Below are 25381 nucleotides of genomic sequence, written 5' to 3'. Positions count from 1 at the left end.
TGGCGGGCCGGGAGGCGACCCGCCACGAGGCGCGAGATCATTCGCAGGCGTAGCTGACGCCGTTTGCTGCGTCGATCTTGCGGATCACTTCCCAGAAGTCCTTGTAGTTCATCTCAAGAAACTGCTCTTCGCCGGATTTGGAGAATTCTTCCTGCAAGGAAGACCCTTCCCAGTCAAAGCTGAAGAAGGCATCGCGGATCTGCTCCTGCAACTCGGGCTTGAGGTTGTAGACAACGCCAAAGCCGGTGGTCGGGAAGGTCTGCGATTTGTAGATCGACACCACCTGTTCGGGCTTGATCACGTCGCGTTCGATCATTCGCTGCATGACCGAATTGGCCACGGCCCCGGCGGTGTAATCCTTGTTCGCCACGCCCAGAATGGTGTTGTCGTGCTTGCCGGAAAAAACCGGTTCAAAGTCGCGCTCGGCCTCCATGCCGTAATCGCCTTTCAGGATCGCCGAAGGCGCCTTGAAGCCCGAATTCGACGTCGGCGAGGAAAACGCCAGTTGCTTGCCCTTGATATCCTCGACCTTTTCGACGCCCGAGCCGGGATAGGTCAGGATCTCCATCTCGTATCCGAAGTGACCGTCCTTGGACGCCATGATGGTGAACGGGTGGAAGCCCGCGCAATTCACCGCCAGCGGGTTGGACCCGGTGTTGAATCCGGCGACATGCAGCCGCCCGGAGCGCATGGCCTCGATCTGGGCTGCGTTGTTCTGCACCGGGAAGAACAGCACGTCCTTGCCGGTCTTTTCCTCAAGGTAGGTCAGGAAATCGGCCCAGGCGGTCTTGTAAACGGCGGGGTCTTCGACCGGCGTATAGGCAAAGACCAGCGGGTCCGGGTCCAGCCATTGGCTTTCATCGGTCGGGGTGTCGGCCACCATGTCGCCATCAACATCGCAGAACCGTTTGTCCAGATCGCCGCGCGGGCAATCCTGCGCCGATGCCGCGCTGGCAAAGGCCATCATGGCAATGGCGGATGCACCTAGCATAAGTTTGATCGTCATTTTGTTTCTCCTCCCAGTAAAACAGTTTCTTTTAGTTTCTTTTCACGGCGTCATTGCGCCAGAACCACGGTCACCTTTGCATCGTTGAGCGCGCTCAACAATGCGCCGGCGGGCGGGCTGTCGACGATGACCGAGTCCAGCTCGGACAAATCGCCAACATGGGCCAATCCCTTGATTTCAAATTTCTCGCTGTCGATCAGCAGGTTTGATTTGGCGCTGCGGCGCATCATCATGCGTTTCACGGCGGCAAAGCCCCGAACGGTTTCCGATGGTCCTTCTGCCGACATGGCCGAGGCGCCGATCATGCAGCGATCGACGGAAAACCGCGCCAGAAACTCCAGTGTATCGGTGCCCACCACAGCCGATTCCGCAGGCAGGTACTCACCGGGGCAGAGGATCACCTCGGCTGCGCCATGGCCCAGTGTCATGGCCACTGGCAACGAGTTTGTCAGCACCGTGCATTGCGTCCCGAGATAGGCCAGCGCGCGCGCCAATTGGATCGTGGTCGAGCCCGAGTCGATCATCAGTGTCTCGCCGGGTTCGACAAGTTCGGCGGCGCACCGCCCGATACGTTCGCGTTCTTCGATCCGGGCGTTGGCGCGTTCATCAAGGCTGGGATAATGACCATGTGACGGGGCTGTCGCGCCGCCATGGGCGCGGTTCAGCAGTCCGTCGCTCGACAGTGCATCAAAGTCGCGGCGGATGGTTTCGGTGGACACACCATAACGTTCGGACAGCTCGCTGATGCGCACATGGGGGTGCAGTTTCAGCTCAAGCAGAATCTGGGCGCGGCGCTCGGATTTCTTCATCCGAGGGCGGTCTGCCTCCATCCTGTCCTTCACTGTTTCCTGTGTGGTCACGGCAGCTCCCCCGACTCGCCTTGGGAACGAGTGTTGTGGAGAATGCCACGCAAATGCAACATTTTTGTTGCATAGCGGGCAGAGTGGTGGTGATAGTTTGGGAAACAGGGAAATGCTCGCAACCTCTGAGAGAGCTTCCCAAAATCATCGCTTGGGCACCATGGCGGGCTTTGACCCGAGCGAGAGAGTGGCTTTGGATCGCATGACGTGATTGTTCTGATTGTCAAATTGGCCGCGGCTGTGGCCTTGCTTTTGTGGTCCGTGCGGTTGATCCGCACCGGGGTCGAGCGGGCTTTCCTGTCGCAAATTCGCCGCCGTTTGCGCAGCATGGCCAAGCGCCCGGCGACGGCGGTTGTCGGGGGTGGGTTCTCGGCCATGTTCCTGCAAAGCTCGACCGCTGTGGCGCTGATTGCCGGAGGCTTTGCCGCCACGGGCCTGTTGGCGCCGAACACCGGGCTTGCGCTGATGCTGGGGGCGGATCTGGGATCGGCCATCATGGCGCAGGTGCTGGTGCTGCCGGTGCAGGTGATCACGCCCTTCCTGATGCTGGCGGGGGTTGTTCTTTTCCTCAATGGCAAACGGCCCAAGGTCAAACAAAGCGGGCGCATCTTGTTGGGTCTGGCCCTGGTTCTGACCTCGCTTGCGATGCTGCGCGATGCCACCGAACCGGTGCGTGACAACCCCTTTGTTGCAAGCGTCGCCGCCTATCTGGCGGGTGATCTGATCACCGCATTCGTGCTGGGCGCAATTTTTGCCTGGGCGGTGCATTCCAGCCTTGCCGCGGTTCTGACCATAACGGCCTTTGCCGCCAACGCCGCCTTGCCGGTGCCAGCAGCCATGGCGCTTGTCGTGGGGGCCAATTTTGGCGCTGGCGCGATCCCGTTCTTCCTGATGCTGTCGGCGCCGCCACCGGTGCGCCATATGGTGACGGGCAATCTCTTGGCGCGCGGGGTCGTTGCATTGGGGTTTCTGCTGGCGCTTCAAACCGGTGTGCTGCACGGCGATCTGCTGGATGTGCGGATCGAGCAACTGATCATCTTGCTGCACATCGCGGTCAATCTGGTTTTGCTCATCGTGGCTTTTCCGCTGATTGGCCCGCTGTTGCGCATCGCCAAACGCCTGCTGCCTGTTCCGGTAGAGGCCATGGATGAACGGTTCAGCGCGCTGGACCCGGGCTCGCTCGGCTCGCCGCATCTGGCGCTCAGCTGTGGCCAGCGTGAACTGTTGCACATGGGCGAAACCGTGCATGCCATGCTGGTTCCGGTGCTTGGCCTGTTGCAGGAATGGACGGACGAGACCGCCGAAACGATCGAGCGGCGCGAGAATGACGTCGATCGCATGCATTTCGAGATCAAGATCTACCTTGCGCGTTTGCGCGACAGTGAAATGACCGAAGAGCAGATCCGCCAGGCCACCGACATCGTGGCGATGGCCAACAGTCTTGAGGACGCGGGCGATCGCATCTCGGTAAGCCTTGTGGCCATCGCGGACCGGTTGCGCAAAGAGGGGCTGAGCTTTTCCGACGACGGCTGGGCCGATCTGGAAAGCTTTCATGATCATGTCGTGACCAATGCCCAGCTTGCCCTGAACGTGCTGATGTCCGGTGATGTCGAAGCGGCGCGACAGCTTGTGGCCGAAAAGGACGCCATCCGAGAAGAAGAACAAAAGCTGCAAGAGCGTCACCTGCGCCGGTTGCGTGACCGCGACATGGCCAGCGTCGAAACCACCAATATCCACCAGGAAGTGCTGCGCGTTCTGAAACAGATCAACGCGGCGCTGACCTATGTGGCCTATCCCATCGCCGAGGAAACCGGTGATCTGTTGTCGACCCGTCTGGCCAGCCCGGCCTTTGGCGGGCGGCGCGGCTAGGCACGGGTCGGTCTTGGACCAGCATTTGTCGGAAAGTGTAAGAACGCGGGCGCAATAGCCGTTAGCCTGACCGTCAAGGCACGAGGGAAAGGGACGCAATGCACTTTGGATTAAACGACGAACAAGAGATGATCGTCCAGACCGTCCGCAGCTTTGTTGAACGCGAGATTTACCCTCACGAGGCCATGGTCGAACGCACTGGGCAGGTGCCGCATGAGCTGGGGCTTGAGATCAAGCGCAAGGTGATCGAGCTGGGGTTCTATGCCTGCAATTTCCCTGAGGAGGTCGGCGGTGCGGGGCTGAGCCATCTCGATTTTACCTTGGTGGAGCGTGAACTGGGCCGCGGCTCCATGGCGCTGACGCATTTCTTTGGCCGCCCGCAGAATATCCTGATGGCCTGTCAGGGCGATCAGCGCGAAAAATACCTGCTGCCTGCCGTTCGGGGCGAGCGTATGGATGCGCTCGCGATGACCGAACCGGACGCCGGATCGGACGTGCGCGGTATGAAATGCAGCGCGGTGCGTGATGGCGGGGATTGGGTCGTGAACGGCTCCAAACACTTCATCTCGGGCGCGGAACACGCGGATTTCTTTATCGTTTTTGTCGCCACCGGCGTCGATGCTACCCCCAAGGGGCCAAAAAAGCGGATCACCTGTTTCCTCGTGGATCGTGGCCATCCGGGGTTCGAGGTGCGTGAGGGCTATAACTCGGTCAGCCACAAGGGATACAAGAATTGCATCCTGAATTTCGACGACTGCCGCTTGCCGGATGCGCAGGTTCTGGGCGAGGTCGACGGAGGCTTTGCGGTGATGAACGAATGGCTTTACGCCACGCGATTGACCGTCGCCGCCTTTTGCGTTGGCAGGGCGCGGCGCTGTTTCGACATGGCCGCTGGCTATGCCGCCGAGCGCAAACAGTTCGGCCAGCAGATCGCGAAATTCCAAGGCATCGGCTTTCAGGTCGCGGATATGATCACCGAGATTGACGCTGCCGATTGGTTGACGCTGGCGGGGGCATGGCGGTTGGATCAGGGCCTGCCCGCAAACCGCGAAATCGCCAGCGCCAAGGTCTATGCCTCCGAGATGTTGGCGCGGGTGACGGACACCACCCTGCAGATTTTCGGCGGGATGGGGCTGATGGACGATTTCCCGATTGAGCGGTTCTGGCGCGATGCCCGGGTCGAACGCATCTGGGACGGCACCAGCGAAATCCAGCGCCATATCATCAGTCGCGAAATCTTTCGGCCCCTGGGGGCGTGATGCGCGGGCTTGATCGCCTGCTGCGCCCCGCATCCATCGCTGTGGTCGGCGGCGGGGCATGGTGTGAAAGCGTGATCCATCAGTGCCGTATGATCGGCTTTGACGGTGCGATCTGGCCAGTGCATCCCGGGCGCTCGGAAATGGCGGGCGAGGCAGTGTTCGCCTCGGTCAACGATTTGCCCAAGGCACCCGACGCGGCCTTTATCGGCGTGAACCGCGCCGCCACGGTCGAGGTCGTGCGGGCGCTGGCGGCGCGTGGCGCGGGCGGAGCGGTCTGCTTTGCCTCGGGGTTTTCCGAGGCGGGGGCGGAACTGGCGGATGGGGCAAGCTTGCAGGCAGACCTGTTGACTGCAGCAGGCGACATGCCGCTGCTTGGTCCCAATTGCTATGGCTTTATCAACGCTTTGGACGGCGCGGCGCTTTGGCCGGATCATCACGGGGCGGTGGCGGTCGAGCGCGGCGTGGCGCTGATTACGCAATCCTCGAACATCGCGATCAACCTGACCATGCAGCAACGCGGCCTGCCGATTGCCTATGCGGTCACTGCCGGAAATCAGGCCCAAACGGACCTGTCGCGGATCGGTCGGGCGCTGCTGGCTGATCCTCGGGTAACGGCCCTTGGCCTGCATATCGAAGGCATCCCCGACCTGCGCGGCTTTGAGGCTTTGGCGCACGAGGCGCGCAGTCTTGGCAAGCCCATCGTTGCGCTGAAGGTTGGCTCCTCGGATCAGGCGCAGGCGGCGGCGGTGTCGCACACGGCCTCGCTGGCGGGCAGCGATGCGGGGGCGCGGGCGTTGCTGCGGCGGTTGGGCATCGGGCAGGTCAGCAGCCTTGCCGCGCTTCTGGAGACGCTCAAGCTGTTGCATCTGCACGGGGCTCTGGCCTCGAACAGGATTGCGTCAATGTCCTGCTCGGGTGGTGAGGCAAGCTTGATGGCCGATAGCGGGCAGGCCGCCGGGGTGGAGTTTCCGCCGCTCACTGACCAACAGAAAACCGATTTGCGCGCCGCGCTTGGTCCCAAGGTGGCACTGGCCAACCCCCTGGATTACCATACCTATATCTGGGGCGACCTTGCGGCGATGACCTCTGCCTTTGCGGCCATGATGGCTCCCGATCTGGACTTGGGCTGCGTTGTGCTGGATTTCCCGCGACCCGACCGGTTCGAGGCCCCGGCATGGCATTTGGTCGTCGATGCGGTTCTCGCCGCGCAGGCGGCGCGCGGTGTTCCCATGGCCTTGCTGGCCACCTTGCCCGAGTGCATGCCCGAGGCCGTGGCGCAAGACGTCATGGCGCGCGGGCTCTTGCCGCTTTGCGGGATGAGCGAGGCCCTTGAGGCCATTGCGGTGGCGGCGCGTATGGGCACGCCAGAGGCGCCTGCGCCGCTGATCCTGCCGGGGCCGGACTGCGACGGGCATTTGCTGAACGAGGCGGATTCCAAGACGGTGCTGGCCGGGTTCGGCCTGAGAGTTCCGCGTGCGGTGCAGGCGGCAGATGCGCGGGCGGCGGCGCGGGCGGCGATGGAGATCGGATTCCCGGTGGTGCTGAAGGGCGAAGGCATTGCCCACAAGACCGAAGCCGGGGCAGTGGTTTTGGGGCTTGAAAGCGTCGAGAGCGTGATGGCCGCAGCCACGGCGATGGCGGCGCAAAGCTTTCTTGTCGAAGAGATGCTGACCGGTACGGTCGCCGAATTGCTGATCGGCGTCATGCGCGATCCGGCGCATGGCTTTGTGTTGACGCTGGGCGCCGGGGGAACCCTGACCGAGATTCTACAGGACAGCGCCTCGGTCCTGATCCCGGCAAGTCAGTCTGAACTTGCCGCCGCTTTGGAAGGCTTGGGTATCGCGCCGCTGTTGCGGGGCTATCGCGGCGCGGCGCCTGCGGACCGGGCTGCGATCATGGCCGCGATCACGGCGGTGCAGGACTATGTGCTTGCCCATGCCGCCGGCCTGTCCGAAGTTGAGATCAATCCGCTTATCTGCACGCCGACCGCTGCCGTGGCGGCAGATGCCCTGATCCGAAGAGGAACGCCAGAATGACCGATACCCCTATCAGGACGCAGCGCCGGGGCCACGTGCTTGAAGTCACGCTGGACCGGCCTAAGGCCAACGCGATCGATCTGGCGACAAGCCGGATCATGGGCGACGTCTTTAACGATTTCCGCGATGACCCGGATTTGCGGGTGGCGATTGTCACCGGTGCTGGGGAGAAGTTCTTTTGCCCCGGCTGGGATCTAAAGGCCGCGGCGGATGGCGATGCGGTGGACGGGGACTACGGGAAGGGTGGCTTTGGCGGATTGCAGGAGTTGCGCGGGCTGAACAAGCCGGTGATCATGGCGGTGAACGGGATTTGTTGCGGCGGCGGGCTGGAGCTGGCGTTGTCGGGGGATATCATTCTGGCGGCGGACCATGCGAGCTTTGCGCTGCCGGAAATCCGGTCGGGGACGGTGGCGGATGCGGCCAGCATCAAGCTGCCCAAGCGCATTCCCTATCATATCGCGATGGAGATGCTGCTGACCGGGCGCTGGCTGGACGTTGAAGAGGCGGCGCGCTGGGGGCTGGTCAATCGGGTTCTGCCGGCGTCCAGACTGATTGAGGAGGCGCGGGCGCTGGCCGATGAGCTGGCCTCGGGGCCGCCGCTGGTTTTCGCGGCGATCAAGGAAATTGTGCGCGAGGCCGAGGATATGAAGTTTCAGGACGCGCTGAACCGGATCACACGGAGCCAATTCGAGACGGTGGAGCGGCTCTATCGCTCGGAGGATCAATTGGAAGGGGCGAGGGCCTTTGCCGAGAAACGCGATCCGGTCTGGACGGGAAAGTGATGGTGGGAGGCGCTTGTCCTGCGGACATCGCCCCACCCGCCATCCCATCAGGAACCAAATCGACAAGCTGAGCCTGTTGCAGCGGTTGCGATCGGTGGGTGGAAAGACAAGCGGGATGCGCACCCGATGGGGGCATAGCGCAAGAGAGGGAGATCGATATGCCATTGACCATGAACCGAGAGGTTTTCATCACATGCGCGGTGACCGGCTCGGGGGGGACGCAAGATCGCAGCCCGCATGTGCCGCGATCCCCGGCGCAGATAGCCGAAAGCGCGATCGAGGCGGCGCGGGCCGGGGCGGCGGTGGTGCATTGTCATGTGCGCGATCCCGACACGGGCGCGCCGTCGCGGCGGCTGGACCTGTACCGGGAGGTGACGGACCGCATTCGCGAGAGCGAGGTGGATGTGGTGCTGAACCTGACGGCGGGTATGGGCGGCGACATGGTCTTTGGCCCGACCGAGCGGCCTTTGCCCCTGAAGGAGGCGGGCACCGATATGGTCGGCGCCGCCGAACGGGTCGAGCATGTGGCGCAATGTCTGCCCGAGATTTGCACCTTGGATTGCGGGACGATGAATTTCGCAGAGGCGGATTATGTCATGACCAATACGCCGGGCATGCTGCGCGCGATGGGCGCCATGATGACGCATTTGGGAGTGAAACCGGAGATCGAGGCCTTTGACACAGGGCACCTGTGGTTCGCCAAGGAGTTGGTGAAAGAGGGCGTTCTGGATGGCCCCGCGTTGGTGCAGCTCTGCATGGGGGTGCCATGGGGCGCGCCGGACGACCTGAACACCTTCATGGCTATGGTGAACAACGTGCCGGATGACTGGACGTTTTCGGCCTTTTCTCTGGGCCGCAACCAGATGGCTTATGTCGCGGCCTCGGTCTTGGCTGGTGGCAACGTGCGTGTCGGACTTGAGGACAACCTTTGGCTGAACAAGGGCGTTCTGGCCACCAATGCGCAACTGGTCGACCGCGCGGTAGGGGTGATCGAAGGCATGGGCGCGCGGGTGATCGGCCCGCAAGAGGTGCGCGACAAGTTGGGACTGGTCAAGCGGGCGCCGAAGTGAGCCTTAGCCGTTGCGCTGGCTGGCGCGGCGGCGTTTGGTCAGGTCGGCAAGGATCGACAGGGCGATCTCGTCCGGGGTGATGGCGTGGATGTCCAGCCCGGCGGGCGCTTGGACGCGGGCCAGGTCTTTTGACGGGATATCGGCCGACAGACGCGCGGCAAGGGCTGCAAATTTCTTGCGGCTGCCGACAAAGGCAATGTGGCATGCGTTGGAGCCCAACGCGCGGCGCAGGGCGGCTTCGTCGCCGCGGCCCTGCGTGGCGATGATGACATAGGGACTGCCGTGCCAGACCGGGTCTTCGTCGAGATGCTCGACGATGTGCTCGACAGCCGGCAATTCGCCGTGTTGCGGCGCGGGCAGGCAAAGCGTGCGGTCAAAGTCAAAGCGTTCGGACAGGATGGCGAGCGCCTGAGCCACCGGCCCCGTGCCGCAGATCACCAGACGGGGGCGCGGCAGCACCGGTTCGATGAAGATGTCCAGCGCGCCCTTGCTAGGGCAGCCGTTGCGGGCGTAGTGGATGCCATCGCGGGTCTCGCCCGGGGCCAGCCCTTCGGCCTGAAGCAGCTCCTCGGGGCGGATCGACAGCAGTTGCGGCGCGCCATCGGCTATCGCCTCGCGCGCCGCGCGGCCAACGGCGCCGCGCACGCAGCCGCCTCCGAGAAAGCCCAGAACAATCTCGCCGGTCTCGTCGATCAACGCCTTGGCGCCGGGTTTCGCAGACGTGGCGGCCATGGTGCGCACGACGGTTGCCATGGCAAAGGGCAGGCCAAGCGCGCGGCGGCGGGCGGTTTCAAGCGTGATGCTGTCGTCGGTGCGGCTTTGCGGGGTCATGATCATGCTCATAGCGCTTCCATGTGTTTGTCCAGATTGCCAAGGTCGTCCAGCGTGTTCGCAGCGGCAAACAGGTCCAGATGGGGCAGGGCGGCGGCCATGCCCCGCGCGACAGGTTCGTACCCGTCCCAGCCCTTGAGAGGGTTCAGCCAGATGATCTTGCAACCCCGTTTGCGCAGGCGCGCCAAGGCCTCGGCGATGCGTTCCGGCGGGTCGGTGTCATAGCCGTCGGACAGGATGATCACCACGGTGCGGCCATCAACGAAACGGCGGGCATAGGTGCGGGCAAAGGCATCCAGCGCGCCGCCGATCCTTGAGCCGCCGCCGATGCCCTGCGCCAAAAGCGTGACGCGGTTCAGCGCGCGCATCGGGTCATTGTCGCGCAATGCCTCGGCGATGCGCACAAGGCGGGTGTGGAACAGATAGGCGTCCGAGGCGTCCTCGGCCCGCATCAGCCCCGCCAGAAAGGCGAGGAAGGGGCGGGCATAGACCAGCATCGACCCCGAGACATCGCAAAGCGCCACGAGTTTCACCGGGCGATCCGGGCGTTTGCGTTGGGACAGCCTAAAGGGTATCCCGCCAGTAGCCAGCGCCCGCCGGATGGTGCGGCGAAAGTCCAGCCCTTGCCCCCTGAGCGCCGCCTTGCGCCGCCGCGAACGGCGGTCGCGCAGGGCTTTTCCCAGTTTGACGGCGATCTGCTCGGCTTCGCGGATGTCTTGCGGATCAACCAGATCGCGCAGGTCCTTCTTCATCAGGTTCCGCAGGTCCGAGGCGACAAGTTTGCCCATGCCATCGGTTTCGGCCTCACCGCCGCCCGAGCCGTCCGGTGATTGGATGGTTCCCGCGCCCTCGCTTTGTGCGCCGCTGTCCTTGCGGGACGACCGCATCGGCGCTTCGGGCTGTTTTGCGCTGGGCATGACCTTTTGGCGCACGCGCCCTTCGGCGCGCCAGAAGCTGTCGAACAGGGTGTCAAAGCGGTCGGTATCCTGCGCCGATCCGCAGCAGACAGCCCGCAGCGCCGAGCGCGCCTGTTCCGGGTCGTGCGCCTTGACCGCCTCAAGGGCGCAAAGGGCGATACAGGTTTCGGCCACCCCTAGGTGAAACCCGTTGTCGCGCAGGTGTTCGATAAAGCCAGAAAGGCGCGCGGCGGGGCCGGGGTCGCGTCCGGCGAATTTGGTCACGGCGGTCATGCGGCGCGCCCCGCAATCCGTGCGGCAACCTCGGGTGGGACGGCGGCGCGATCGCTTTCGGTTTTCAGCAAGGTGGCCATGGTAGCCGAAAGCGCCTGAGGGTCATCGGTCAGATCGTTGATGCCAAGGCCGATCAGCGCCGCCGAGAAGTCCAGCATTTCGGCGATCCCGGGGGTCTTTTCCAGATCCTCTTTGCGCAGGGATTGGACAAAGCTCACGATCTGACCGGCCAGTGCGGCCTCGATCCCCGGTTGGCGGGCGGCAAGGATCGCCAGTTCGGTCTTGCGATCCGGGTAATCCACATGGGCATACAGGCAGCGGCGGCGCAACGCGTCGGACAGATCGCGGGTGCCATTAGCGGTCAGGACCACCATGGGGCGGGTCTGCGCCACAAGGGTTCCCAGTTCGGGTACGGTGATCTGGAAATCCGACAGGACTTCGAGCAGGTAAGCCTCGAATTCCTCATCGGCGCGGTCAATCTCGTCGATCAGCAGCACTGGCGGCTGGGGTTGGCGGATCGCCTGAAGCAAGGGGCGTTCCAAAAGGTAGGTTTCCGAAAAGATGTCGTCCTCGGCCTTGCCGGCCTGAATCGCCAGCAATTGCCGTTGGTAGTTCCATTCATAGATCGCCTGCGCCGCGTCCAGACCTTCGTAGCACTGCAGGCGGATCAGGCGGGTGTCCTTTGCGGCGGCCAGCGCGCGGGCAACCTCGGTCTTGCCGACGCCCGCCGCCCCTTCAAGCAACAAGGGGCGGCCAAGCGTGACGGACAGATGCAGCGCCATCGCCAGATCGTTCGAGGCGACATAGCCCTGCCGTGCGAGGTCATTTTGCAGATCGACATGAGTCATTTGGCAAATCGAAAGGCCGAGAGCGATCAGAGTCCTTCCCGGATCTCCTTGCGCCCCCGGCGTTTCGTCCCTTGGCTATTCGTGCAGGCCCAGATCGCGGGCGATTTTCCAGATACGCCAGTGGTCGTGCGGCATGTGGCTTTGCCGCAGACCAAATGCGCGGAAGGCGTCATGCACCGCATTCGAAAAGGCTGGCACCCCGCCGACATTGGGGCTTTCACCGACGCCCTTGGCCCCGATCGGGTGATGCGGCGAAGGCGTGACCGTGTGGTCGGTGGTGTAGTTCGGCACCTCGACCGCCGTCGGCAGGAAGAAGTCCATCAGCGTGCCGGTCTTGCAGTTGCCCATCTCGTCATAGGCAATCTCTTGGCCCATGGCGATGGCCAGCGCCTCGGTCACGCCGCCGTGGACCTGACCTTCGATGACCATGGGGTTGATCCGGGTGCCGCAATCGTCCAGCGCATAGAACTGGCGGATCTCGTGCTCACCGCTGTCGGCGTCGATCTCCATGACGCAGATATAGGCGCCAAAGGGATAGGTCATGTTTGGGGGATCATAATAGCTGACCGCCTCAAGACCGGGTTCAACGCCAGGGATCGCCTGATTGTACGAGGCATAGGCGATGTCCTTCATGGTCTTGAACCGCTCCGGCGCGCCTTTGACCACAAAGCGATCGACGTCCCATTCGACGTCGTCGTCATGCACTTCGAGCAGGTAAGCCGCGATCATCTGCGCCTTGGCACGGATCTTGCGCCCAGCCATGGCCGTGGCCGCCCCCGCCACCGGGGTCGAGCGTGACCCATAGGTGCCAAGCCCGTAAGGCGCAGTATCGGTGTCGCCCTCTTCGATGGTGATGCTGTCGGCGGGAAGGCCGATTTCGCTGGCAAGGATCTGCGCAAAGGTCGTCGCGTGGCCCTGTCCTTGGGAAATCGTCCCCAGCCGCGCAATCGCGCTGCCTGTCGGGTGAATGCGGATCTCGCAACTGTCGAACATGCCCATCCCGAGGATATCACAGTTCTTCATCGGCCCCGCGCCGACGATCTCGGTGAAATGGCACAGACCGATGCCCAGCAGCTTGCGGGTCTTGCCAGCCTTGAAATCCTCGATCCTTTGCGCCTGCTCCTTGCGCAGCCCTTCGTAATCGACCGCCTCCAGCGCCTTGTCCCAGGCGGTGTGGTAATCGCCGCTGTCATATTCCCAGCCAAGGGCTGAGTGGTAGGGGAACTGATCTTTCTTGATAAAGTTGATGCGCCGCAGCTCGGCCGCGTCCATGCCCAGCTCGATCGCCAGCACCTCGATCATGCGTTCGATGCAATAGGCGGCCTCGGTCACGCGGAAGGAACAGCGATAGGCCACGCCCCCCGGTGCCTTGTTGGTATAGACACCATCCACTGCTACGTGGGCCACGGGGATGTCATAAGACCCGGTGACAATATGGAAAAAGCCCGCCGGGAATTTTGTCGGGTCGGCGCAGGCGTCAAAGGCACCGTGGTCGGCGGTGACATGCACATCCAGACCGGTGATCTTGCCCTCTTTGGTGGCACTGATGCGCCCCTTCATCCAGTAATCGCGGGCAAAGGCCGTGGCCATCAGGTTGTCCATCCGGTCCTCGATCCACTTGACCGGAACCCCGGTCACGATGGACGCAACTATGGAACAGACATAGCCCGGGTAAACGCCGACCTTGTTGCCAAAGCCGCCGCCGATGTCGGGGCTGATGACGCGGATGTTATGCTCTTCGATGCCCGACAAAAGGCTGGCGACGGTGCGCACCACATGCGGCGCCTGAAAGGTGCCCCAAAGCGTCAGCTTGCCGTTGACCTTGTCCATGCTGGCGACCGAGCCGCAGGGTTCCAGCGGGCACGGGTGGGTGCGGTGATAGTAAACCATCTCCTCGGCCACGACCTCGGCCTCGCCAATGGCCTGTTCGGTGGCCGCCTTGTCGCCTTCTTCCCATGTGAAGATATGGTTGTGGTGCTTGCGCGCGCCATGAGCGCCGGTTTTCTCGTCCTTGATATCCTCGCGCAGAACCACGTCCGATTTCAGCGCCTCGAAGGGATCGACCAACACCGGCAGTTCTTCATATTCCACCTCGACCAGCTCGACCGCATCGGCGGCAATGTAGCGGTCCTTGGCGACAACAAAGGCCACCTCCTGCCCCTGGAACAGCACCTTGCCATCGGCCAGCACCATCTGTTTGTCGCCCGCAAGGGTCGGCATCCAGTGCAGGTTCAGTGGGGCCAGATCCTCGGCGGTCAGAACCGCGATCACCCCGTCCAGCGCCAGCGCAGCGGAGGCATCAATGCTGACCACACGGGCATGGGCATAGGGCGAGCGTACGAAATCGCCGTGCAGCATTCCCGGCAGGTTCACATCGTCGATGTAGTTGCCCTTGCCTTGGGTAAAGCGGGCATCTTCAACCCGCTTGCGCGAACATCCCAGACCTTTAAGCGCTTCGCGGCGCTCTTCGCGTTCATCCAGATCCTTCATTCTGCGGCCTCCACGTCGGTTTGCCCTACCGTTTCACTGCTTGAGGGCGTGTTTGCGGCATTCAACTGCGCGGCGGCAGCCAGAATGGATTTCACGATGTTCTGATAGCCGGTGCAGCGGCACAGGTTGCCGGAAATGCCAAAGCGCACCTCTTCTTCGGTCGGGTTCGGGTTTTCCTGAAGCAGACGATAGGCGCGGGTGATCATGCCCGGCGTGCAAAACCCGCACTGAAGCCCGTGGTGTTCGCGGAACATCTCCTGAAGCACATGCAGCGCGTCGGGGCTGCCGATGCCTTCGATGGTTGTGATCTGCGCGCCATCGGCCTGCGCGGCAAAAACGGTACAGGCCTTGACGCTCTTGCCGTTCATGTCAACGGTGCAGGCGCCGCAATGGCTGGTCTCACAGCCAACATGCGGGCCGGTGATCCGCAGCTTTTCGCGCAGGACATAGACCAGCAACTCGCGCGGCTCGGCGGCGACTTCGTGCGTTTCGCCATTCACAGTCAAAGTGACAATCTGTTTTGCCATGATGTCCCCCTCAGGCCCGGTCCCAGGCGCGGGCAATCGCCCGGCGCAGGATCACCGCTGCCGCATGTTTCTTGAACTCAACCGGCCCGCGGTTGTCCTCGCCCGGGTCAATGTCACCCAGCATTGCCGCCACAGCGGCATCGACTGCGGCTTTCCCGCAGTCCGATCCAGCAAGGGCGGCGCCGGCGGCCTCGGACCACACCGGCGTATCCGACAGGTTTGTCATGGCAATCGACGCCCCCGAGACTTTGCCATCCGTCTTCGTCAGGATCACAGCTGCGGCTGCCGTGGCATAATCCCCAATCTTGCGCTTTTGCTTTTCATACGACTGACCGCCAACCGGTGCGTCAAAGCTGACTTGGGTCAGGATCTCGTCGTCCTCGCGGGCAGTCATGTACGCCGCTTCATAAAACTCGCGCGCCGCTACCTCGCGCGTGCCGTCCGGCCCCTGAAGCGTAAAACGCGCATCCAAGGCCTGCATCAGCCCGGGCATGTCATTGCCCGGATCGCCGTTCGCCACATTGCCGCCGACGGTGCCCATATAGCGCACCTGAGGATCGGCAATCTGCAAAGCCGCCTCGCGCAGGATCGGCGCGGCCTTGGCCAGAGCCGCGTCCACGATCAGCTCGTGCTGGGTGACCATGGCGCCAATGTGCACACGGCTGCCGTCAATGCAGATGCCCTTGAGCGTACCGATGGCCTGAAGGTCAACCAGATGCGGCACCTCGGCCATGCGCAGCTTCATCATCGGGATCAGACTGTGGCCTCCGGCAACAACGCGCGCATCGTCGCCATGCTGCGAGATGATCGCCAAAGCCGCCTCCACGCTGTCGGGCCTGTGGTATTCAAACGGTGCGGGTATCATTCCTGTCCTCCCCTAAGGAACTCTTCCTGCATCCAAGTCGCGCCCGACGCCAGACGCGAGGCCGACATAACGACCGGCGCGGCCGCGTTCACGAAATGCGCCGCCCGCGCACGAAATGCGTACGCAGGTGCAGCATGAACCGCGACTCGGATTTCTTTGGGCCGAAAATACCTCGGGGTGAATTGGCCGCGTAGCGGACAAGAGGGGCAGCGCCCCGGGCGCTACATTCCCAAGCGCGCGCGGACTTCGGTCAGGCGCGAACGGCTGACCGGTACCTTGGGCAGCGAAGGCGTCTTGTCAAAATAACAAACCCCGTTGTCCTTCCTACGCTCGAAGCTCGAGACATGGTCGAGGTTGACCAGATAGCTCCGGTGCGTGCGCATGAAGCGTGCCTTTGGGATGCGATTTTCCGCCTCTGTTATGGACCACGGGCAAAACAGTTTCGATGTGCCGACATAAAGCACCGTGTAATGACCCTCGGCCCGCACCGCCGAAACCTCGGCGGCGTCGATGAAATGCGTGCGCGCCTCGGCTTCATACGGAATGCGCGGGCCAGCAGGCGGCGCGGCTTCGGCAACACCGGGCACCTCCGCAGCCAACTCAGGCTCAGGCGCACGATCCGCTTCGGCAGGCGCGTCCATTCCACCCGTCAACCGGGTGGCAAAGCTTGCACCGTTCAGCAGAAAGATACCCGACAGAACAAATGCCGAGATCGTCACCCCAAAGGCCAGGGCCCCCTTGCTCATTGGCGGCACGATCGCATCCGGCTCGGGCGCGGGCAGGAAACCTGTGCCTGCCATGGCGATGAAATGCACCGCAAAGACCGCCAGCCCGAACCCCAGGGTCCCCATCACGATATTGCGCGCGCTGCGTCTGTCATAGGCGATCAGGAAGGACAGGACACTCAGGCCGATAGACAGGGCAAGGGCGCCGACAACCCCTACGACCGAGTAGACCGGGGCGCAAAGCTCCATCCCTGACATTCCGATGTAATGCATGACCGGAATGCCGATCCCGACCACCGTGCCTGCGATCACGATCTTGCCGCGCGTACGTCGCCCGAAATGCACGATCACCAAAGCCAGCCCCATGAACAGGATCGCCGTCAGCGCCGAGATCAGCGTCACCAGTGGATCAAAGTAAAAGGCAATCGGCAGCGACAACCCCAGCATGGCCACGAAATGCATCGACCAGATGCCCCAGCCCAGAATCACCGCCGAAGCGGAGACCGTGATCTTGCGCACCGTTTCGGACATCCGCGAGACGCCCTGAGTCAGGCTCAGGCCCGAAAAGGCTGCAATCATGGCAATGGCCAGCGATGCCAGCACAAACACCCAGTTGTGGCTGTAGTCCAGCAAGAGGTCCTCCACTCCCTCATGTGAAGTGCAGACTATAAGTCACTGCTGGCAAAGGGCGAGAGGCTTTTTCGTTGCAAATGCAACAGAATGTGGGCATGCATGGGGCAACACGGGGGATTCGATGCGTCTGAGCAATTTCGACATCAACGAGCTGACCGATTGGCGGCACCTTCTGCACCGCACCCCCGAGCTTTCGGGCGAGGAAGAGCAGACCGCCGCACGGGTTTTTCAGATGCTTGCCGCGACCGGGCCGGATCGGACCGTAACCGGGTTGGGAGGCCACGGGGTCGCCGCGCTGTATGAAGGGAACGCTCCGGGACCCTGCGTCATGCTGCGCTGCGAACTGGACGCTTTGCCCATTCAGGAACTTTCGGACTTCGATCATGTCTCGGAAACGCGGGGCAGGGCGCATCTGTGTGGCCATGACGGGCATATGACCATGCTTGCGGCCATGGCGCGCATGCTGGGGCGGCATCGCCCCGCGCGCGGGTCGGTCTTGTTGATGTTTCAGCCTGCCGAAGAGAATGGCGCAGGCGCGCGTGCGGTTGTCGCGGACCCGGCGTTTGCCGATCTGCGCCCGGATTACGCCTTTGCAATTCACAACATGCCGGGGCTGGCCTTTGGCGACGTGGCGGTTAAGCCAGGGCCGGTCAGTTGTGCCTCGCGCGGGATGCGGATTGCGCTGACCGGCCAAACCTCGCACGCCGCCGAGCCGGAAAAGGCGCGCAGCCCGATGTTGGCCTTGGCGCAGTTGATGCCCGATCTGACAGCCTTGGCCGAGGGACAGCCGGGACAAGAGGATTTTGCCCTTGTGACCGTGACCCACGCCCGCATGGGGGAGCCCGCCTTTGGCGTCACGCCGGGCGAGGCCGAAGTTTTTGCGACCCTGCGCACGCTGACTGACGACCGCATGGCGGCGCTGGTGGCCAGCGCCGAAGAGATGGTGCAACAGGCCGCCGCGCAAAGCGGGCTGAGATGCCATATCACGTATGAGGATGTCTTTGACGCCACCACCAATGCGCCCGAGGCCTTTGAGATCGCCACCCGCGCGTTGGACCGGCTTGGTGTGCCCCATACCCCCGGTCCCTTGCCGATGCGCGCCTCTGAGGATGTCGGATGTTTCGGGGCGCAGATCCCGCTGGCGTTCATGTTGCTGGGCGCGGGCGAGGATCATCCGCCGGTGCACACCCCGCACTATGACTTCCCGGACGAGTTGATCCAGCACGGCGCTGCCATCTATTCCGCCATTCTTGATGAAATCCTGTCCGGGACGAATAATGATACGTAAACATTTTGTTTCTTTGTAAACAGAAATGTGTTAACTCTGGACAAATGGTGAGCGGTGATATCGGATGCAAAAAGTGACCGCTGGGTCGGTTAAAGAGATTGCATTATAGTGCGAATTCTGCATGATCTTGCACAAATCATCCAAGCCAGAGGAGGCGCGGGTGACGTCTGGGGAGGACGATATGACCAATCGAAGAGCGCTTCTGGCCGCGGTAGCGGCGCTTGCCGTGACCGCTGTGAGCGCAACCAGTGCGTTGGCTCAAGAGGTTACGCTGAAACTGCACCAGTTTCTGCCCGCACAGGCCAATGTTCCCAAGCTGATCCTTGATGTCTGGGCCGACAAGGTCGAGGCCGATTCGGAGGGTCGCATCAAGATTGAGCGCTTCCCTGCAATGCAACTTGGAGGCACTCCTCCCGAGCTGATCGATCAGGCCATCGACGGCATCGCGGATATCGTTTGGGCGGTGAACGGCTTTACCCCGGGGCGGTTCCCGCACACCGAAGTCTTTGAGCTGCCTTTCATGACATCCGACGCGCAGGCGACGTCATACGCCTATTGGACCATGTTCAAGGAGCATATGGAGGACAGCGATTTTGCGGACCTCAAGGTGCTTGGCACATGGGTGCATGGTCCGGGCATGTTGCACACCAAAGATCCGGTGTCCTCGCCCGAGGACCTGCAAGGCATGAAGATCCGCGGCGGCTCGCGTATGGTGAACCAACTGCTCGAGCGCGTCGGGGCCGAGCCGATCGGTCTGCCCGTGACCGCGATCCCCGAGGCGCTGTCCAAGGGCGTGATCGACGGCACCACCATCCCGTGGGAGGTCACGACCTCGCTCAAGGTATCGGAGCTGGTGCACAACCACACCGAATTTGACGGCCCGGCGATCTATAACCTGACCTTCATTCTGGGCATGAACAAAGAGCGCTACGAGGCGCTGCCGGATGATCTGAAAAAGGTGATCGACGACAATTCGGGGCTTGAGTTCAGCATTTTTGCCGGGGGCACCATGGCCGACGCCGATGGTCCGGCCCGCCAGATCGCTGTCGATCTGGGCAACAACATCGTCACCGTTTCCGAAGAAGATGCGGCGAAATGGGAAGAAATGGCCCGTCCTGTCTATGACGCATGGATCGAGGACGTAAAGGGCAAGGGAATTGACGGCGCCGCGCTGATCGAAGAGGCGCGCGCCCTCATGGCGGAATACAAAGCGAATAACTAAGGCCCTGAAATCTGGGCCAAAGGTCAGTAGGGAGGAATTACATGACCACTCGTAGAAAAATCCTTGGTGTTGCAGGTGCTGCTCTGGCGGCATCGCTGCTGTCGACGGCGGCCTTCGCTCAGGAAGTGACGCTCAAGCTGCACCAGTTCCTGCCGGCGCAGGCCAATGTGCCCAAGCAGGTTCTGGATGTCTGGGCCGACAATGTCGAAAAGGACAGCGGTGGCCGGATCAAGGTCGAACGCTATCCGTCGATGCAGCTGGGCGGCGTGCCGCCAGAGCTGCTGGATCAGGCGATTGACGGCATTGCCGATGTGGTCTGGACCGTGGTCGGCTATACGCCGGGCCGCTTCCCGACGACCGAAGTTTTTGAACTGCCCTTTATGGTCTCGGATGCGCGGGCGGCTTCTTATGCCTATTGGAAAATGTTCGAAGAGCACATGAAGGACACCGAATTCGCCGATGTCCATATCCTTGGCACATGGGTCCACGGCCCCGGCATGTTCCACACAAACAAGCCGGTCGCCGTTCCTGCCGATCTTCAAGGCATGAAAATCCGTGGCGGCTCGCGTCTGGTGAACGATCTGCTGACCCGCGTCGGCGCCGAACCCATCGGCATGCCGGTGCCTGCCATCCCGGAAGGTCTTTCCAAGGGCGTTCTGGATGGCACCACCATTCCGTGGGAGGTGACCAGCGCTCTCAAGGTGCCGGAACTGGTTCACAACCACACCGAGTTCGAAGGCCCGGCACTGTATAACCTGACTTTCGTTCTGGCGATGAACCTTGACCGCTACGAAGGGCTGCCGGACGATCTGAAGAAAGTGATCGACGACAATTCCGGTCTGGCCTTCTCGATCTTTGCGGGTGGTACGCAGGCGGATGCGGATGGCCCGGCGCGCCAGATCGCGGTTGATATGGGCAACAACATTGTCACCGTGACCGAAGAACAGGCCAAGGAATGGGATGCTCTGGTCAACCCGATCTATGCAACCTGGATTGAGGATATGAAAGGCAAAGGCAAAGACGGTCAGGCCCTGATCGACGAAGCCCGCGCGCTGATGGCCGAGTATACATCGGACATGGACACTTACGGTAAATAAACCTCTGACCTGGGGCGACGGTTTGCGCCGTGGCCCCAGGTTTGGCCCGAAGGGGAATTCCCATATGCAACGCGTTCATCGCTTCGTACTGGCACTTGCCAAGCTCATGGCGGTGCTGGGCGGGGCAGTTCTGACTGCTCTGATCCTGATTATCTGTATTTCGATCATCGGGCGGACGACCAACTCCTTCCTGCACTCTGATTTGATTCAAGGGATTGCCCCCGGCATGGCTCAATCCCTGATCGACATGGGGATCGGCGCGATCAGAGGCGACTTTGAACTGGTCGAATCCGGCATGGCCTTTTGCATCTTTGCCTTCCTGCCGCTGTGTCAGGTGACAAGCGGTCATGCCGCGGTCGACATCTTCACGAACTTCCTGCCGCGCGGGGCCAACCGGTTCCTGATCTTCCTGGCCGAAGCACTGTTTGCCACCGCGCTGGTGGTGATCGCCATCCAGCTTGATGCCGGGATGGCGCGGAAACTGCGCTCGGGCGAGACGACGCTGCTGCTGCAATTCCCGGTCTGGTGGTCTTATGCGGCCAGCCTTGTTGGCGCGGTCGCCGCTGCTGCTGCCGGTGTCTATATGGCGCTGGTACGCGGGATCGAACTTTTGACGGGCCGCTTGATCGTGGCCAATGCCGTGGGGGCAGACCATTGAGCAACCTTGAAATCGGCATCCTTTCCTTTCCGGCGCTGCTGGTTCTGATCTTCTTGCGTGTGCCCATCGGGCTGGCCATGTTCACCACCGGCTTTGCCGGGCTGTGGCTGGTCAACGGCAACGCCATCATGGCCTTGGCGCGCCTCAAGACCGAGGCCTATACGACCTTCTCCAGCTACTCGCTTTCCATTGTGCCGATGTTCCTGCTGATGGGATATTTCGCGACGCTGGGCGGCATGAGCCAGGCGCTGTTCAAAGCCGCCGAAAGCTTTCTGGGCCATCGCAAGGGCGGGGTGGCCATGGCCGCCATCGGTGCCTGCGCGGGCTTTGGTGCGATCTGCGGATCGTCGCTGGCCACCGCCGCCACCATGAGCCGCGTGGCCCTGCCCGAGCTGAAATCCTATGGCTACAAGGGCGGCTTTTCCACCGCGACGCTGGCGGCGGGCGGCACCTTGGGCATCCTGATCCCGCCGTCGGTGGTGCTGGTGATCTATGCCATCCTGACCGAGCAGAACATCGCCAAGCTGTTCCTTGCGGCGTTCATTCCGGGCATTCTGGCCGCAGTCGGATATATGATCGCCGTGTCGATCTATGTGCGCATGAACCCCGGGTCTGCGGGCGTGCGCGAGCCCGTTCCCTTCGCGGACCGCATCCGCGCCCTGATCGACGTCTGGCCTGTGCTGCTGGTCTTCATCGCCGTGGTCGGCGGGATCTACGGAGGCATCTTCACCCCCACCGAAGGCGCGGCTGTGGGCGCGCTGGGCACTGGGATCATTGCTTTTTTCAACGGCGGGCTGACGCGCCGGACCCTGGCGGACAGTTTTGCCGATACGGCCCGCTCAACCGCAATGATCTTTTTCATCGTTTTGGGCGCGGCGTTCTACAACGGCTTTCTGGCTTTGACGCAGGTGCCGCAGGAATTGTCACGCATGGTGGTCGAGCAGGGCTTTTCACCGATGCTGGTGCTGGTGCTGGTCCTGCTGCTGTACCTTGTCTTTGGCTGCTTCATGGACAGCCTGTCGATGATCCTGCTGACGATCCCGATCTTCTTTCCGGTGATCTCGGCGCTCGATTTCGGGATGAGCACGGAGCATGTGGCAATCTGGTTCGGCATTTTGGTGCTGATCGTGGTCGAGGTCGGGCTGATCACGCCTCCGGTCGGGATGAACCTCTTTGTGATCAACGCGATGGACCCGGAAACCCCGATGTACGAGACCTACAAGGCGGTGATCTATTACGTGATTTCCGATTTGATCCGGGTCACGATCCTCGTGATGTTCCCGGCGATCACGCTGTTCCTTTTGCCGGGGTAGCGGGGCACCGCGTTGCCCTGCGGGCTTGAGACGAGAGGGGGGGGGAAGGGGGGCGCTGCCCCCGTCGCAGCGCGGCTGCGACTCCCCCGGGATATTTTTGGACCAATGAAGAACCGGGTCGGTTCCAGGGAGGATGATATGGAGATTTCCGGACAGGTGGCAATTGTCACGGGCGGTGCGAGCGGGCTGGGCGCGGCTACGGCGCGGCGCTTGGCCTCGGAAGGGGCAAAGGTTGGCATTCTGGATTTTGACGCCGAGCGCGGAGCGGCCATGGCGGCCGAGATCGGCGGCCATGCTGTGAAGACCGATGTTGGCGATGAGGCCAGCGTGGCGGCGGCGATTGCCGAGATAAAGGACAAGCTGGGGGCTCCGCGCGTGGCGGTGTCCTGCGCCGGGATCGGTTTGGCGGCGCGGGTCGTCGGGCGCGAAGGCAAACTGTCGATGGATGTTTTCGAACGGACGATCCGGGTGAACCTTTTCGGGACGTATAACGTCATGTCCCATGCCGCGCGCGAGATGATGGAACTGGAGCCGCTGGACAGCGGCGAGCGCGGCGTGGTGATCAACACCGCCAGCGTGGCTTGGCAGGATGGGCAGATCGGGCAGGCGGCCTATGCGGCCTCGAAGGGGGCGATTGCCGCGATGTGTCTGCCGGTCGCGCGCGAGATGGCCAAGATGGGTGTGCGCGTCATGGCGATTGCGCCGGGGCTGTTCAACACGCCGATGATGGAAGGGCTGCCCGAGGAAACCACACAGGGGATTATCGCCAATATTCCCTTCCCGCATCGGTTGGGCCAGCCCGAGGAATACGGCCAGATGGTCAGCCAGATCGTGGCGAACCCCTATCTGAATGGAACGACGATCCGGCTGGATGCCGCCGTGCGACTGCCGCAGCGCTAAGTCGGATCGGGGAGGAGGACGGATGGGAAAATACGCAAGCCACAAGGTTGTGCGCGAAGATCGGGCCGATGGTACGATCCTGCTGCGGTCGGGCTATGACATTGGCCCGATTGCGAACAAGTCCGGCGATTGGGTGGAGCTTTGGGCGGAAAAGACGCCGGACGCGGTCTTTATCGCGGAACGTCAGGGGGAGGGGTGGCGCGAGGTTTCCTACGCGCAGACGCGCCAGATCGTGCGCGCCATCGCAGCCAGCCTTCTGGCGCGGGGCCTAGGTCCAGACAGGCCCATCGTGGTGATTTCGGGCAATGGAGTGGATCACGGCCTGCTGACCTTGGCGGCGCAGTATGTCGGCATTCCCACTGTTCCTTTGGCCGAGCAATACGCGTTGATCCCTGCGGCGAATGCGCAGCTGCGGCACTGCGTCGGCGTGGTCAAACCCGCCATGGTCTTTGCCGATGACGGTGGGCGCTATGGTGCAGCCCTGGCGCTTGAGTGTTTTGACGATATTGAAAAGGTGGTCAGCGTCAATCCCGGTGCGGGGATGTCGGAGTTCGCCAGTCTGATGGCGGGTGAGGATGGGCCGCAGGTCGACGAGGCCGCGGCAAAAGTGGGCCCGGACACGGTCGCCAAATACCTGATGACCTCGGGCTCGACCTCGCACCCCAAGGCGGTGGTCACCACCCAGCGGATGATGTGCGCCAACCAGACCCAGATTGCCGACGCCTTGCCCTTCCTGCGGGCAAAGCCGCCGCGTATCGTCGATTGGCTGCCGTGGAACCACGTCTTTGGCGGCTCGCACAACTTCAACATGATGCTGGCCAATGGCGGCAGCTTGTATATCGACGGTGGCAAACCGATCCCCGCATTGGTCGGCAAGACGATTGAGAATAATCGCCTGATCAACGGGACATTGGCGTTCAACGTGCCGGTGGGGTTTGCCCAGTTGCGCGACGCGATGAAAGTGGATGCGGACCTTCGGGAAAGCTATTTCCGCGACCTGGACATGCTGTTTTACGCGGGCGCCTCTTTGCCTCAGGACGTCTGGCGCGATCTTGAGGATATGGCCCGAGAGGTGCGCGGGGACGTCCCGCTGATGAACTCAAGCTGGGGGTTGACGGAAACCGGCCCAGCCTGCCTGATACAGCACGAGCCTACCACCATGTCGGGAATTGTCGGCGTGCCGATGACCGGCGTTGATATAAAGTTGATCCCGGACGAAGACATGCGTTGCGAGATCCGCGTGCGTGGTCCCAACATCATGCCCGCCTATCTGGGCGACCCCGAAAAAACCGCTGAGGCCTTTGATGATGAAGGGTTCTTTCTGACCGGCGATGCGATGAAATTCGTGGATCCTGAGGATCTGACCAAGGGCATGCGCTTTGACGGGCGGATATCCGAGGACTTCAAGCTGCTGTCGGGCACTTGGGTGCGCGCGGCCAACCTGCGGCTGGAACTGTTGGCCGAACTTGGCCCGCTGGCGCAGGACATCGTGATCTGCGGCGCGGATAAATCCGAGATCGGCGTGCTGATCTTTCCGGGTCCGCAAGCGGTAAAGCTGGCCGAGGAGGGCAGCGAGGATCGCGGCGCTTTGGTCAGCCCGGGGTTGGCGAAGGCCATCGGAGGGGCTTTGGCGCGGCGGCACGATCACGGCTCGGCGTCGCGGATTGCGCGGGCGATGGTTCTGGCCGAACCGCCCTCGATGGGTGACGGAGAGGCGACGGCCAAAGGCAACCTGAACTTCCACAAGATCCTGACCCGGCGGGCCGCCATGTATGATCGGCTGTTCGATGACTGCGATCCGGCGGTGATCACAGGTGAAACGGCGTGACGGTCTGATCGGGCCAGACCGCTCGGCAGGGGTGTGCAAAAAAGTGCAACATTCCAACTGGCAACGCTTGATCGGAAATTTAGT

The 25381-nt window shown here is 62.4% G+C and carries 21 protein-coding genes; 12 read left to right on the top strand and 9 right to left on the bottom strand.

What is annotated here, in order from left to right; all coding sequences use genetic code 11:
- Positions 1-37: 37 nt before the first annotated feature.
- Both phnD and ACOYQJ_RS02760 read right to left on the bottom strand, forming a co-directional pair.
- On the bottom strand, positions 38-1006 hold the full coding sequence (gene phnD / locus ACOYQJ_RS02765; protein WP_422904483.1) for a phosphate/phosphite/phosphonate ABC transporter substrate-binding protein: 969 nt from the start codon (positions 1004-1006) through the stop codon (positions 38-40).
- 50 nt (positions 1007-1056) lie between these two features.
- Positions 1057-1866: a DeoR/GlpR family DNA-binding transcription regulator gene (locus ACOYQJ_RS02760; RefSeq protein ID WP_422904482.1), complete on the bottom strand. Its 810-nt coding sequence runs from the start codon at positions 1864-1866 to the stop codon at positions 1057-1059.
- A gap of 207 nt (positions 1867-2073) precedes the next feature.
- On the opposite strand from ACOYQJ_RS02760, the gene ACOYQJ_RS02755 reads away from it, so the two are divergent.
- From ACOYQJ_RS02755 to bcoG, 5 genes are all read left to right on the top strand, one after another.
- Positions 2074-3735, top strand: a complete 1662-nt coding sequence (locus ACOYQJ_RS02755) for a Na/Pi cotransporter family protein (protein ID WP_422904481.1) — start codon at positions 2074-2076, stop codon at positions 3733-3735.
- 98 nt (positions 3736-3833) lie between these two features.
- Positions 3834-4994 carry an acyl-CoA dehydrogenase family protein gene (locus ACOYQJ_RS02750; RefSeq protein WP_422904480.1) on the top strand — a complete coding sequence of 387 codons (1161 nt, stop codon included), beginning with the start codon at positions 3834-3836 and terminating at the stop codon, positions 4992-4994.
- Positions 4994-7030, top strand: a complete 2037-nt coding sequence (locus ACOYQJ_RS02745) for an acetate--CoA ligase family protein (RefSeq protein ID WP_422904479.1) — start codon at positions 4994-4996, stop codon at positions 7028-7030. Before ACOYQJ_RS02750 ends, ACOYQJ_RS02745 begins: the two co-directional genes overlap by 1 nt.
- On the top strand, positions 7027-7812 hold the full coding sequence (locus ACOYQJ_RS02740) for a carnitinyl-CoA dehydratase (protein ID WP_422904478.1): 786 nt from the start codon (positions 7027-7029) through the stop codon (positions 7810-7812). The genes ACOYQJ_RS02745 and ACOYQJ_RS02740 overlap by 4 nt, the downstream gene beginning before the upstream one ends.
- 158 nt (positions 7813-7970) lie before the next feature.
- The gene (bcoG, locus tag ACOYQJ_RS02735) at positions 7971-8882 is read left to right on the top strand and encodes a 3-dehydrocarnitine:acetyl-CoA trimethylamine transferase BcoG (protein ID WP_422904477.1); all 912 of its coding nucleotides are present in this window, start codon (positions 7971-7973) and stop codon (positions 8880-8882) included.
- A 3-nt stretch (positions 8883-8885) separates the two neighbouring features.
- Here bcoG and ACOYQJ_RS02730 read toward each other — a convergent pair whose 3' ends face one another.
- The 7 genes from ACOYQJ_RS02730 to ACOYQJ_RS02700 form a co-directional block, all read right to left on the bottom strand.
- Positions 8886-9725, bottom strand: coding sequence for an XdhC family protein (locus tag ACOYQJ_RS02730; RefSeq protein WP_422904476.1), 840 nt, complete (start codon positions 9723-9725; stop codon positions 8886-8888).
- On the bottom strand, positions 9722-10903 hold the full coding sequence (locus tag ACOYQJ_RS02725) for a vWA domain-containing protein (RefSeq protein WP_422904475.1): 1182 nt from the start codon (positions 10901-10903) through the stop codon (positions 9722-9724). The genes ACOYQJ_RS02730 and ACOYQJ_RS02725 overlap by 4 nt, the downstream gene beginning before the upstream one ends.
- Positions 10900-11751 (bottom strand): AAA family ATPase, encoded by an 852-nt coding sequence (locus tag ACOYQJ_RS02720; RefSeq protein ID WP_422904474.1) that lies wholly within the window; start codon positions 11749-11751, stop codon positions 10900-10902. Before ACOYQJ_RS02720 ends, ACOYQJ_RS02725 begins: the two co-directional genes overlap by 4 nt.
- Positions 11752-11826: 75 nt before the next feature.
- Positions 11827-14241, bottom strand: a complete 2415-nt coding sequence (locus ACOYQJ_RS02715) for an aerobic carbon-monoxide dehydrogenase large subunit (protein WP_422904473.1) — start codon at positions 14239-14241, stop codon at positions 11827-11829.
- Entirely contained in the window at positions 14238-14768 is a 531-nt protein-coding gene (locus ACOYQJ_RS02710) for a (2Fe-2S)-binding protein (RefSeq protein WP_422904472.1), read from the bottom strand. Before ACOYQJ_RS02710 ends, ACOYQJ_RS02715 begins: the two co-directional genes overlap by 4 nt.
- Before the next feature lie 10 nt (positions 14769-14778).
- Positions 14779-15633, bottom strand: coding sequence for an FAD binding domain-containing protein (locus tag ACOYQJ_RS02705; RefSeq protein ID WP_422904471.1), 855 nt, complete (start codon positions 15631-15633; stop codon positions 14779-14781).
- Positions 15634-15854: 221 nt separating this feature from the next.
- Positions 15855-16991 (bottom strand): MHYT domain-containing protein, encoded by a 1137-nt coding sequence (locus ACOYQJ_RS02700; RefSeq protein ID WP_422904470.1) that lies wholly within the window; start codon positions 16989-16991, stop codon positions 15855-15857.
- Between the two features lie 121 nt (positions 16992-17112).
- On the opposite strand from ACOYQJ_RS02700, the gene ACOYQJ_RS02695 reads away from it, so the two are divergent.
- The 7 genes from ACOYQJ_RS02695 (at position 17113) to ACOYQJ_RS02665 (ending at position 25297) form a co-directional block, all read left to right on the top strand.
- Positions 17113-18279 (top strand): amidohydrolase, encoded by a 1167-nt coding sequence (locus ACOYQJ_RS02695; protein WP_422904469.1) that lies wholly within the window; start codon positions 17113-17115, stop codon positions 18277-18279.
- Positions 18280-18460: 181 nt separating this feature from the next.
- Positions 18461-19501, top strand: a complete 1041-nt coding sequence (locus tag ACOYQJ_RS02690) for a TRAP transporter substrate-binding protein (RefSeq protein ID WP_422904468.1) — start codon at positions 18461-18463, stop codon at positions 19499-19501.
- A 41-nt stretch (positions 19502-19542) separates the two neighbouring features.
- Positions 19543-20598 (top strand): TRAP transporter substrate-binding protein, encoded by a 1056-nt coding sequence (locus ACOYQJ_RS02685; RefSeq protein WP_422904467.1) that lies wholly within the window; start codon positions 19543-19545, stop codon positions 20596-20598.
- 64 nt (positions 20599-20662) lie between these two features.
- Positions 20663-21256: a TRAP transporter small permease gene (locus tag ACOYQJ_RS02680; RefSeq protein WP_422904466.1), complete on the top strand. Its 594-nt coding sequence runs from the start codon at positions 20663-20665 to the stop codon at positions 21254-21256.
- A complete protein-coding gene (locus ACOYQJ_RS02675) occupies positions 21253-22569 on the top strand; it encodes a TRAP transporter large permease (protein ID WP_422904465.1) in 1317 nt (438 codons plus the stop codon). Before ACOYQJ_RS02680 ends, ACOYQJ_RS02675 begins: the two co-directional genes overlap by 4 nt.
- 138 nt (positions 22570-22707) lie before the next feature.
- Entirely contained in the window at positions 22708-23469 is a 762-nt protein-coding gene (locus ACOYQJ_RS02670) for an SDR family NAD(P)-dependent oxidoreductase (protein ID WP_422904464.1), read from the top strand.
- A 22-nt stretch (positions 23470-23491) separates the two neighbouring features.
- Positions 23492-25297: a feruloyl-CoA synthase gene (locus tag ACOYQJ_RS02665; RefSeq protein WP_422904463.1), complete on the top strand. Its 1806-nt coding sequence runs from the start codon at positions 23492-23494 to the stop codon at positions 25295-25297.
- Positions 25298-25381 lie beyond the last annotated feature (84 nt).

This window comes from Pacificoceanicola algae, assembly GCF_049341065.1.
Taxonomy (GTDB): domain Bacteria; phylum Pseudomonadota; class Alphaproteobacteria; order Rhodobacterales; family Rhodobacteraceae; genus Pacificoceanicola.
Note: the sequence above shows the minus strand (reverse complement) of the source record. Positions and strands in the feature narration are given on the sequence as shown.